Annotated in this window: 2 protein-coding genes; one reads left to right on the forward strand and one right to left on the reverse strand. The window is 60.1% G+C overall.

The genetic code is table 11. The features are described from left to right. The first annotated feature begins 24 nt into the window (after window positions 1–24). Window positions 25–12,738 (forward strand): ADP-ribosyltransferase, encoded by a 12,714-nt coding sequence (locus NM1_RS41590; protein ID WP_084520179.1) that lies wholly within the window; start codon window positions 25–27, stop codon window positions 12,736–12,738. Window positions 12,739–13,432: 694 nt separating this feature from the next. On the opposite strand, the gene NM1_RS30050 is transcribed toward NM1_RS41590, so the two are convergent. Then, window positions 13,433–13,814: helix-turn-helix domain-containing protein (locus NM1_RS30050; RefSeq protein WP_157124030.1), on the reverse strand; the 382-nt coding region annotated here is incomplete at its 5' end.

Consider the following 13,814-nt stretch of genomic DNA (forward strand, 5'->3'; position numbering starts at 1 on the left):
CGGACTCAGCAAGGTACCCCGAAGATGAGCATCGAGATGCCCTCGTGGCTGCAGTGGCTCAGCTGGGTCGCGGGCTCGGAATGGCCGCAGGGCGACGAAGATGCCCTGTTCGCGCTCGCCGACGACTGGAAACTGTCCGCGACCGAGATACGTAACGTCGTACCGGATCTGCAGATGGCCACCGATCGGGTCGTGCGTCACTACTCCAGCGACGGCGCGGCTCAGATGAAGCACGAGCTGGACAAGTTCTTCACCGGCGACACCTCGCTCGACAAACTCGCCGAGAACCTCGACAAGCTGAGCAAATCGGTATACGACTGCGGCACCCAGATCGAGTATGTCAAGCTGCAGATCTACACAACGCTGGCGATCCTCGCCGCCGAGATCGCGTACGCGCTGGCGACACTCTGGGGCGCATTGGCCGTACCCGCCCTACAAGCGGAAGCACAGGGAATCATCCAGGTCATCGGCCAGGCGGTGCTGCGGCGGCTGGCCGCCCACGCCGCCAACGTCGCCAAGATGCCGATGTGGAAACTGGCCGGCATAGTCGCGGGCACTGAAGCCGGAATCGGATTCGGGCAGGAACTGCTCATTCAGGGCATCCAGGTCGGCAAGGGACACCGCGAGGCCATCGACTGGAAGCAGGTCGGCATCTCGACGGCCGTGTCCGGCATCGCCGGGCTCGCCGCATTCCCCGTCGGCTATGTCGTCGGCAAGGGCATGGTCAACCGCTTCGGCAGGCCGACAGGCATGCTGGGGGCCGGTGGCTACGCGATCGCAGCCGGAATACCCGCCGGCGTGGTCGGCGCCTTTGCCGGATATGCGGCCAACGGCGTGTTCACCGGAGAGTGGGAGTTCGATCCCGCCATGATCGTCGGCGGCGTCGGCAGCGGCTTCATCGGCGGCGCCCACGGCATCAGCTCGCAGGTTCTCGCCAGCCGGTTCGGCGGCGTCGCAGCAGGTGGCAGCGTAAACGACGGAAGCCACGACAAGCCATCGATCGATGCCGGAGAATCCGACGCCGTCGAGGGGACCGACAACAGTTCGGCATCCGCGGCCTCTGTTGCCGACGCCGGGGCTGACCATGGTTCGATGACGGCACCCCCCGATGTCGACGCGGCAAGCAGCCAACCTGAAACAAGCCTTCGGCCGAACATCGATCCGCAGGGTGATCCGGCATCCGGCCTGTCATCCCCGAGCCATAGCACCCCTTCACCGCTACCGGACGACAGCAGTGGGCCAACTCATGTTGACGGCCCCACCGCACAGCCCACGCCCGACTCAACCCCCGTCGCGCATCCAATCCACGAGCTCGCCAACAGCGGAACTCCCCTCGTCCAACCGCCCATAGCCGCTGCGTCCCAGGCGCAAACACCCGCTACCTCGACCACGGATCCCACGATCGACCGGCCCAACAGCCTCCCCTTGTCGCGAACCGGTGACGGCAGTACCCCACCAGTGTCCGGCACAACCTCGCGACCAAACGTCAACGCCGATGATTCAGTCACGCAAGGCCGCCCTCCCAGCACGAACGACCATCAGCAACGCAGCAGACCACAATCCACCGCCAACCTCGCACCACAGCATCCGCCGCTCGCCGCGAGCAATGCCACAGGCCCATCAGCAAGGGATGCGAACACGCCGGCAAGCGTCAACTACGAATCGATGCCTACGAGCGACGACGCCGACACGCTCGCCACACGAGACAGCAATGGCACTGATGGGCATGTTCACTCGCGGGTCGATGATAATGCCCTGGCACAGGACTACCAGGCAGAGGCGGGCAAGATCCTCGCTATCCATGGCGACGGGGAAATGGATTGGTCCGGTCTATCCATCGAGACATTGACACGTTCATTGGCCGCCGAGGATTATCGCCACGCCGTCGCGGCGGCGGTCGAGGTCGTCAAGCGGGGTACAGGTAAGACGCTGCGCTGGAGCCAGGTGATGGGAGTGCTGGCCATGCGCGACGGCCCGATCAATATGGACGCGGGCGAAGGCAAGACCCTGGTGTTCCTGGCCGATGCGATGTTGAAAGCAGCGAGACAGGGCCCGGTGCAGGTATTCACGACCCGGGACACGCTGGTCAAGTCCGCATACGACACCTACGTGAAGGTGCTCGGCCCATTCGAATTCGACGTGGTCCGGATGAACCCGGACGAACCGTATCCCACACCGAAGTCCGACCGCACGATCTACATCGGCACTCAGAACGACGCCGGGTTCGGGCGCTTACGCGGGTTCGAAGTTCCAGGTCGAAGGGCCGCGATCGACGAGATAGATGAAGCGCTCGTCCACGCGAATACGACCTATGTTCTGTCCGACGGCCCGGCCCAACCCGCGGGCGCGGACGCTGTCGCCACGATCGACTGGGCAGACAGCTTCTTGACCAACCATCTGGCATCGAAGGCACTCACCGAGGCCGATTTCGGTCGAGTTCCCGGACAGGTCGGGGGTCCGGCAAAGCTGACCGAGGACGGCCGATCCAAAGTCGAGTCGCTGCTGAGCCGGGCGCTGTCCCCGTCCGAACACCACCGGCTGGCCAACGCCGCTGCGGCTCGGTGGGAATTCGTGGAGAACGACCATTACATCGTGGACCCGGTCGAGGGCAAGGTCTACATCATCGATCAGACCACCCACAAGGTGATGTTCGACCCGGCGACCTCCACCGAAAGCCGGTGGAACGGAGGGCTCGCGCAGGCCATCGAGGCCCGGCACGGCCTGCGGATCCGAAGCGACTCCGCGAACTCGAACAGCATTGCAGCGAGCGAGCTGTTCTCCTCGAAGAACTACGACCTCGTCACCGGCGCCTCCGGCACAGCCAAGGGGGTAGCGGGAGAACTGAGACATCATTACGGAATGAAACAGGTAGTGACAGTTCCTCGTTTCGAGGAATCGCGACTACAGATCCGTGACGACGCTCATGTCGACACACAGCAGGCGAAATTCCAAGCCATCGCCGAAGACGTGAAAAGGATGCAGGAGAGCACTGGTCGGCCGCAGTTGGTTATCGCCAACCGCAACAGCGAAGTCGCCGAACTGTCGGAACTGTTGACCAGCAAGGACGTCCATCATCTAGCAGTCGATGCGAAATGGTTCCTCGAGCACGGCGCCCGCGCCGAATCGGACCTGCAGAGGGTTCTCGACGACGCCGGGAAAACCGGCAGTATCCTGGTCATCAACCGACAGGGCGGCCGAGGCGTCGATATCCCGATCGACGCCGCCGTAAACAAACGCGGCGGGCTGCATGTGATCGTCACCAGTCGGTCCGTGGAATCGCGCGACATCGACATCCAGGCAGAGAACCGAGCCGCCCGCAATGGACAAAACGGCAGCGTCCGCTATTACACCGCCGACGACGACGGGCGCCACGCACAGTCGAATCACCGTGATATCCCCACCGCAATCATCCGCAGTCACCAGGCACCCGACACCACCAGGAATGAACACGCCAGCGCGAAAACCGCTCCACACACGGAAAGTGGTCTGCCCACAGGCGATCCCGGCCATCGGGGTGTTATCCGCCCACTGGAATTCGAGCCTCGAGATCAATACGACCCCACTCCGGAACAGGCCGACGCGCTACCTGGGCACCGCCTACACCGCATCCCCGCCGACGGCAACTGTCTTTTCCATGCGCTGGAACGCGTCACCGCGGGAAAATTCGGCGGACACGAACAACTGCGTAGCCAGCTGGTCGCCAAGTTGCGCGAAAGCAAGCGCGACCTGCCGTTTGCCGGTACGTCGAAAGAATTCGACGAGCAAGCAGGCAAACTCGACAAAAGCGGTTTCTTCGACAACCATCTCGGCGATTTCCTCATCCCAACCGCTGCCAAGGTGTTCGAGCTCGATCTAGTGGTGGTGTTCCAGGACGGTAGCAAGGTCCACAACAAACCGGATGCCCCCGAGCGCATACTGATCCGCACCGGCGAGAAAGGCGATCATTACCACGTCGCTGAGCCAATCCAGGATCAGCACACACCCGACCCGTACAAACCGTCCGAGGTGGGCGCTTCGATCGCCACCAACCGATCCACGGAACCACGCCACATCGATGCCCAGGTCGAGAACCGAGCCGCCCGCGGCGGACAGAACGGCAGTGTCCACTTCTACACCGCCACCGACGACCTGCACCGGCCACTGTCGAACCACCGCGATCTCCCTACCGACATCATCCGTTACCGACAAGCGGCCGACGTCACCCAGAACGAGCGCCCCGGAGCGACTGCAACTCCACTACAGCAGTCACCACGAAACGGACCCGACCGCGGACAGGTCAATCGGGATCCCACAACGCAGCTATCGACGGAACCCTTCCTGCGGGAAGTTCCGGAGCCGTCGACCGGCAAGGACCATGCGGCAACATCCGGGGACAATCATGAAACGGCTGACGGTGTCGATGCTGTTCCTCAGACTGCAGGCCCGCAAACGACGGACTCTGTCGGCAAACTGCACAAATTGCCCACGGAGCTGAACTTTGTGTGGTTCGGCGGAAAACTCTCGCCCGCGGCCCTGAATAATCTCAAGGCGTGGTCGGAGTCTAAAGGAGACTCGGACTGGACACTAAGTCTATGGACCGATGAACGATACCATGATTTGATCGGGGATCAGCTCGGTCAGCATCAGGGTTTGAAGGGTATAAAGCTCTCCGAACCAAATGCTCTCAGGAACCTCATCCGCATCAGTGGCGGAGACGAGCTGGTCGCTACGTACGAGCTGAGCCTGAATGTCAAAGCATTCAACCTAGGCTCTGATATTGGCCGCTACGCGATACTGTATCAGCGCGGCGGAGTGTACGCGGATGTAGACCTCGGCCCCGGCGATGTCGAGCTCGCCGGGCTCGGTCCGATGTTCATGCACGAAGAGGACATTCCAGTCTTCGGTCCCTGTCTCCGGGACGGTAGGTTTCTGCCGGATGCGAAAAACAACGATAGTCTGCAGACCTGGCCGATTGACGATGAGACACGTCAACGGATTGACGATGAGATACGTCGACTATACGACCGAGGTTATCTGGGTAACCATTTTATCGTGGCACCCTCACGCTCACGGTACTTGCTCGATTTGATTACCGCGATACCGGCGCGGCTGATCCTGCTGCAAGATCATAGGATACGAGCAGCGATCGAGGCAGACGACGAGAGACTCCAGAATCTGCTGACGGAACACCAATTCGTAGAATGGGCATTCGGTTCCACCAAGCTCAAAAGGGAATACCAGCAGATGATGCGGGGACTCACCAGCGAGGGAATCAAGGCGGTGCCCGATGCGCTTCGGCATCTCACACAAGCCACTCGGCTACAAGGTATCGAATGGACGATAGCAAGAAACGCCACCTACATCGGTGGGCCTTGGACGGTCTCCCCCTGGAAAGAGACACATCCTGAGAGAATCCATGGATCCATCGCACACTACATGAAGACGGCCTTCGGCGTGCCATCACTGAGATCTCAAGACTTGGCGCATTTAATGGATCCGAACATCCTTGCGGCATTCAGGCCGCTACAGTGGATTACGGGCGAGAGTGAATCACAACTAGACAAGACCACAGGTAAGGAAACTCAGCCATCTAAACTAGTCGATATCGAATCACTCCGGCCGACAATGTGGGGAGACAGTGGAACTGCTCAGCTACCCTTTGCGTTGGCGCTAGTCCACGCTAGTATCCCCAACCCCCCGGGAACCAGTGACGAAATTTCTCAAGCAGCAGGCCCCGATTTCTCAGACTCCAACATCCGCACTTTACTGAACACAGTCCGCGATATTTTGGGGGTGGATCTCGTCGTATGGCGGCCGGGCTCGACCTTCATATACTCGGATCGGGATCTCAGCCGACCGATAATACACCTCCAGGATCCTGGTAGCGGAAATTACGAGATCGGATGCAATTCCGATGGCTCGCTGTTCGAGACCATCGCACCACCACCCCTGCCGCCACCCCCGGCGGCTCACCTGCTCGATCTCGAAATCCCCCAGCCCCCGGCGGAGCATTTACTCGCAGCAACTGTATCTCAGCCCGCGTCGGCGCCGAGTTCGAACCTGCCACCAGGTCGGCCGGTGCCGCATCAGACGAGCGATCCATCGTCGGCACTGGGACAGCAAGACGCCACGGGCGCCGCGTATCGCGACAAACATGTCCCCAAGGTCGCCGAGTCAGGACTCCAGCATCGGCCCCCGAGCCGCGGCAGCGGATTGTCGGGGCGGGACCTGGCCAGCGCTATCGGGCTGCATCACCAGAGCGGGGTAGCAGGAGTAGCCGCGGCCCTGTTCGAGAACCCAGAACCTCGCCTACGTGCACTGCTGAATTTTCATTTCCACTTGTCCGGGCCGGTCTCTAACGACGATGCCGTACGGATCAGGCAGTTGACCACTGCCCGTCGGCTGACCGACGTACTGCGAGCATCGGGAGTCATCGAAAATTCGACGGATCCGCTGATAGCACACGTCGATGAATTTCTGGCCGAATTCCATCACAACGACCCCGATAATGTCACGCCCGATCATCGCCTGCTACTTCTCGATGTACTCGATAGGATGAAGGGAGAGGGAAAACAGATTCTCCCGAAAGATGCCAAGAGAACATATAGCGAGTTTATCGATCGAATTATCGGTTCAGATGGGCATCATCCGATAACTCTCGGGCAGCTGCGGCCGAAGCTCGAAGTTCTCACATTGCGAGGGCCGTTCTCACTCGCTCGACTGGCCCTCCGGAATCTTGAGCGCGAGCAACTGCATCGACTCCACAGCCGGATCGCCGCAGACTTGGCACCGATGCTGGATGCCGTTCCAGAAACGCTCACCGACGAAGACCACGTGCAGCTCGACCGAGCATCACTACTGGAAACCAGGGGAGATCACGCCCCATCAGCGGTCACACCGATCGGCAGGCCGTCGGCCGAGACCACCATCGGCCTCACAGGGGAACCAGCAGCGGGAACTTCCAGGTCATTGCCGCGTGGCCGAGTTGGAATTGCCACTGACGCACTCCAGCAGCTGAACGCATACATACATGAACTACCGCACTTCGCAGATAAAGTCACACGCACCGCTCAGTGGTGGAGAAGTCTGACCGAAGCGCAACAGGATGTGATTACCAAGGATTGTGGATACCTTCATCAAAACAACGATGATCTCGGCGGTTTACCCCTCGACGTCCGAGACAGGTGGAATCGCGCTGGGCTGGCGGAGTCTCGAGAGGATCGATTCAAGAAACAAGTAAAGACTATCGACAAGCTAGCTGCGAAGGCGAACTCGTATGCACGCGTGTTCAGCTATGGCGACAGCGGGGACAATCGCACAATCTTGTCGATTGCCATCGGCGATATCGACACAGCTGAGGATGTCTATTGGCATGTGTTCAGCCCTCTCGGGACCGGCATCGCTAGTTGGAAGCTGAAAGCAGCAGTCAATTCAGTCGATGAACTAAAAGCAGCCATGATTACGATCGGGCATCCAGACGACGGAGTCAGTTTACACGCAACAACAGTTGCTGTAGCCCGCGAGATCGAGGCTGTTCGTATCGTGCAACAAGTTCGGGCACCAAGGCACCGCATCAAACTTCATCTCGACACAACGTCATCTTCGACACGCAACGCCGACCCTGAATACGCACAACAATGGGCTGGTTACTTCCGGGAGGCTGAGCCGCATAAGCACCGCAGACTTCAACTGCTTGCACAGACACATGAGGCAATCAATTGGTTCGAATCAACAATTCAACACAATAGACAATTACATCAGCATGACCTTCTGGACGAAATCATCCCGCCCGCCAATGCAGAACAGCAGCGAAAACTGTTCGATTTGTACGCCGCTCTGAATACTAATTCAGACCGGATGTCATACCGCGATCCCTTGTCTATACAATTCATTCGGCACGCCATTAGCACAGTCGAGAACGTATTCTTGAATACTCGACGCCATGCGCCGGACAACCGGATCGTCGCTCTGGAAATCAACGATCCGTCCGAACTACGCGGCCATCACGGCCGAACAGAGGAACGATCAGGGTATCTGATCGGCACCATACAGAAAAGGCCCGGATACACCGTAGCACGGCCAGTACCGGGGGACCTCGAACAATATCAATCAAACACGGTCCTGCACCTCGAGATTCCCGCGGGTACACCGGGAACTTGGATCGAACTCGCGCCTACCCATGCTCGGATCCTCCCTCCTGGAATCAAGTACTGGATCACCGATGTTACGGAGCAAGGAACGAAGACGATCCTTCACGGTCGCCTGATGCCTGACGTTCCGGCCCGTAACAGTTCGGAGCTCAGACGGATTGATGACCGGCGCAGCCTCATCGTGAATCCCAACCCTCCCAGCTACGATGCCGGGCCACACCCGGGCGAGGCTCGCCTGGACACGATCGGCGCCGGAGACCACGAAGCGACTCCCACTGCAGCAGTTCCCGGATCGGAGCACACCACGCACAGCCCCCGGGACCCTGGTGACCGTCTCGTACGATCGCGAACCCCCACGCGCAGCAACGACTGCGCACCAAGAGCTTTGAGCAAACTCAAGGAACTCACCGGCAGCACCGTGATCGGAGATCTCGACAGGCAGGTGGGTCTCGGTGGTGTCACCAAGGCCGATCTCGAACAGGCCGCAGGCGCGCCGCTCCAGCCCGTCGCCGACCACGCCAAGATCATCGAACGGCTGACTGATGCGCATCCGATCGGTCTGGTCGTGGAAATCTTCCCTCGCCCGGTCGGCTCCCACGACGTCGGCGGGCACGCTTACCTGCTGGTCCGGAACTCGGGAGACTTCTATCCCCGGCACGTCGACGGAATCTACCTGGACGACCCGACCAAAGGTGCGCCCCGCCTATTCGGTCCGGAAGAGGCTGAGACTGCCAGTTCAGTTTACATCATTCTGTACACGCGAAATGGTGAACCTGTACACGACCTATCGGATCAACATCAATCTCGAAACGATCGAGAATTCCAGATCCGTGCTCGCGACAGTTCCGATCCCGACATACCGTTCAGCACTCCCACACCCACACCACCCGGCCGGACCGCAGCCAAGCAGCACGATGAACGGAAGGCAAGCGAGACAGGTCGACTCGAAACGGCTGCACGGGAGCGCTCGGATGCTCCCAGCCGGAAGCGCCGACGTGTGGAGACGCAGAATGATCAACCACCGATCGACCGCCCGGAATCGCAGGCCGACTATCTGAGGTTCGAAGGCGACGAGGGTTACGAGTACGCACAGGTAAGACTCGAACACGTCCACGACAGATTGAGCGACGAAGAAATCCGTGCTGTTTATGAGTACACAAGCAACTCTTCTAAGATCAATGCCCTGCTGGAAATGAACCGCTCCGAATGGTCCTCACACTTGAGCGCTCTCAGCGAGGACAACCGATCTTTCTCTGCGCTGAGCAAGTTCGCCAAACCTGGATTTCAGCCCAGCATGAAACTGCTGGAAGCATTCTTTGACGCACCGTTCTTGGTCCCAGATGTGCGTCGTGCTATCGAATCGGTGCTATCTGATTCGAATCCCGAAAACAGGCTTTTCGAAATGCTAGATAACAGCTTCGAATATGCGGAGCTCTCACAGAGCCTCCGCACCAGAGAATCCGATCACGAATTCGAGCCGGATCTCACGGCCGTCGACCGAAGAATTCTCGAACTCGACCGGGCAACCGAGCACCCGCTTCCGGACTCGATCATCGTGATGCGCGGACACCACACATTCGATTCGCTACGCGAAGAGGACGGGTCGATACCGCAAGTAGACGATCCCCGCTCGCTGATCGGAAAGACTCTGTATAAACCTGGGTATATGTCGACATCCTTGAAACCAGATCACGAAGATCCCGATGAAGAAGCCCACGGCAAATACGAGTTCCGCTTCACGCTGCGACTGCCGGCGGGCACGCTTGGGCTCTGGGTCGGAGATCTCAGTGCTCACTCGGACGAGCATGAGGTGCTGCTACCGCGGGGCACCCGAATCAAGATCACGAATGTGACGGTTCGCCATGGCGAGAATGGCGTCGACCCTGCTATCTACGACATCGAAGCCCAGGTCGTTTCACAAACACCGCACCCGGTGACGCAAACCGCCCGTGACGAGGTCGCGCCGAAGAGGTCGCAGGAAGCCGCGAGGGCCTCGGATTCCGACACCGGGGCTCGGTCACCGGTCCCCTCGAATTGGCTCCCCACACAGGGAAATACTTCCTATCTGTATCGCTATTTCGCCCAGTCCGCGCAAGAAGCATCCGCAACCGACGCCGCCGCCCACACCCTCTCGGCCCAGAGTCGGGTCGCGGAGATTCTGAGAACTCGATTCGACGAGTTCACGGAGCGCATCAATACGCCTCAACTCGATCGGATGCGAAGCGGCGAACTCAGTCGCCTGCGCGACTTCGATACGGCGCAGCGGACCGGATTGGTCACCGACACAATGCGCCGAACCGAAGCGCAACACCGTCAGCAGTTCCACCAGATGTTCACCGATGCACGGCAACAGGCACTCGCCAATCTCATCGTCGGCCTGGAAGCGACCGACAGCTCACCGCACAGAGCCGACATCCTGTGGACTACCGCTCAGATACTCGGCAGCAACATCGTGGTTGTCAGCCCCGACAAGCGGCCGCTCGTTCTGCGTTACGGCGAACCCGGCGATTCCGCAATTGTCGTGTACAACGTCGGCGGACAACAGTACTTCGCCTTGCGCGACGGCAAGCTCGTCACGGTCAACCCGGATCTCAGCGCTGAACCAGCTCTGATTTCGCCTTCGCCTGGGGAAGGATTCGACACGCCCAGACCGACTGCGCCGAGCGAGTATTCAACCTCAACGGATCGCCGCCCGACGCACGAACCCGTCAGGAGCTATGAACCGATCTCCGACGCCATCAAGCGCCATATCGCTCCTGGCGCGCGGTGGGAATCCATGCCGGCGGACGGTGATTGCATGATGCATGCGCTGGCACGCATCCTCGGTCTGCCTGATCAGATACAGGCGATCCGCAGCGCCGTCGTCGACGGGCTATACCAGGACCGCGCTCGCCATCTCCCACACTTCACGACGGCAGACATCACCAGCCGACTCGAAGAGGAAGGGGCGAATCGCGCCCGGCGCGATAGGAATGGGTACGGCACCACAAACGAGCAACTGGCCGAATTCCGCCGACGTGAGCACTTCGATCAAGAACACCAGCGATACGTCGCCCTGGAATTCGAGCGACAGATCAACGAGCTCCGTCGCCCCGGCGCCTACAACAACGAAGCCGGTGACCACCTGATCCAGGCTGCCGCCCGCAGATTTCGTCTGAACCTCCGCATCTTCGACCGCAGCGGCGGATTCGTCACCTACCGCGAGGGTCCCGACAACGCCCCTGTCCGCGCCCTCCTCCGCACGGATGACAGTGGAGGTCACTACTACCTTGCTGTCGACGAACACAACAACCCTGCGATCACTCATGCCCATCCGACGCTCACCGATACTTCTGCGACAAGCGCCCCGCGCGACACCTCGCATCCTGCGGGCCTGCCCGGCACGCAGCATCCCCAAGCTGATCGGCGCACCATTGCCGCTGCCATCGCAGAGTCGTCACAGCCCGAGAGCCGTGCACCACTCCCGTCGCAAGCCACGCCTGAGCGACCTCTGAACGCAGCATCGGACGAAACCACTATCGGCTTGACGGGGGCCCTGCTGTCGGATGCGGGCCAGAGTTCACCACACCGTCCGGCACAACTCCGGACAGGTCTTCGCAACGGCCCCGACTCCGATAACCCTGATTCAAGCGTCAGCATGTCCCGCTCCGAGCAAACGGACAGAAAACTGCGCTCCGAATTGAAGGATATTCTTGCCGAACGAAATCACCCCTCGAAGTTCCTCGGCAGCACCGACCGCGCGCGAGGACGGCGAATCGCGCGATTGTCTCGTCGACTGGCGGAACTGGACCAGTACGCGACCGATAAAGGCCGGACCGCTCACGTTCGGTCATTCGATCCCGAGTTCGACGATGGTCGCGGCCTAATAAAAGTCGCCATAGGAGACGGGATACACGTCGTGTCGGGAGGGTACCGGGCTACAGTCACTCCGGGAATATATTTCTCCTCGGAGGGTCGTCGAATTTTCGATACATCCCAAGATGCGAAGTCTTACGGGAACAATACACTAAGACAGGCAATTGCCAATCTCAATGACCACCATATTCGCGCTCTCGCCAGTTATACCGCCAGCGCCTTGGCGAACAAGCTATTACGAAAGGACCAGGCCCAGCCGGGCGTTGTGGCCGATCGCCATGAAAAACTGATCGAGGGTAAGCACGAAAAGATCAAGTCCGATATCGCCACTATCGACGACGCATTCCGTCTGACCACCCCATTGACGGAGCCCCTGACCGTCTTTCGAGGGATCGCCAATGCGTACCACCTGGTCGACAAGAACCAAAAGCACGTCGGGGACCGTAAATTACATGAAGTTGATCTGAATGGAACGATTCAGACGGAATCCGGATACTTGTCGACGTCACTGTGGGATGAAGCGATAATGGCCCAGCCGATCAAGATCGTTCTTCAGGTGCCGGACAACGTTCGTGCTATATGGTTGGAACATATCAGTCGATTTGAGAATCAGTTCGAAGTACTACTCCCACGCGGAATTGAATACAGGATAATTTCCGTGGAGAAGATCCGCCAAGAGGGGAGGGAGTACGACCAGGGGAGATACATCATCCAGGCCGAGGTGCTTCCTCCGAACCGAGTTCCTGAGGCATAGCCCCCGATCAGCCCGATTCGAGGCAACGTCACATACCGAGCGACCGTGTGATATTTGCAGCCGCGAGCGGGATCTCGCCGACCACCAACGGACCGCATACGGAGAGTATCTACTGGCCGCCGTCAGCGAAGTGCCAGCCCGGCGACATGGTTCACGAAGTGTTGGACGTGTTGAGGGTCAGCCAACCGATGCCGGGCAACGAGCCGCCGCAAGCCGAACAGACACGAGGCAGCATGGACCGTTCGATGCTCTGCCACCCATTCACGCCGCCCGGCTTCGGCGCGAATATTCAAGCAGGGCGCGAATATTCAGCAGGGATGGCGTCCTGGTCCGCGCGACAGTGGCAGCGATCTTCCTAGAGTTCATGGTAGCTCGACCGAACAGCATCGACCTCCGTCGACGCGACCGACGGTGGTTCATACGCCGATGCGGGAGAGCGCACCCGAAACTGCGGGTGTCACATGTGTACCCGACAACCTCGGGGCCACGCTCGGGCGCAGTGTGTCAAACCGGATTTCCTTCTCGGATCCTTCCGGCAAGCGCACTCATGATCGGTGTAACGACCGTAGGTGTTGCTGCACACTGCGCCACGAGAGAATTGGGGACGACGCCGTACGCGGCGCAGATCCACACCGGCTGGCAGCCGACGCATGAGATTCGATCCGGCGCAGGTTCGCCGCGAGCTCGAAAACCCTTATGACACCTTGACACCGGCTCTGGCCCCGCCCGGCCGGGTGGTGCGGGTGTAGTCGGCGGGTGTCCGGCCGTAGGCCTTCTTGAACGACCGGACGAAATGACTGCTGTCGGAGAACTGCCAGCGTGCGGCGAGTTCGGAGATGCTCACCCGGCGGGGCGACGTGGTGAGCTCGAGTCTGGCCTCCTCCAGCCGCCGTTGACGGATATAGGCGGTGATGGTCTCGCCCACTGCGGTGAACGACCGCTGCAGGGTGCGGAGCGAGACATTGAGCTCGCGGGCCAGCAGCGCCGGAGAAAGCGCCGGATCAGCCAGCCGACCTTCTGCCAGGCCTTTCGCCGCCCGGACGAGTGCGGGTGCCGACCGAGGTTCCACGTCGATG

It is taken from the genome of Nocardia mexicana NBRC 108244 (assembly GCF_001613165.1).
GTDB lineage: Bacteria > Actinomycetota > Actinomycetes > Mycobacteriales > Mycobacteriaceae > Nocardia > Nocardia mexicana.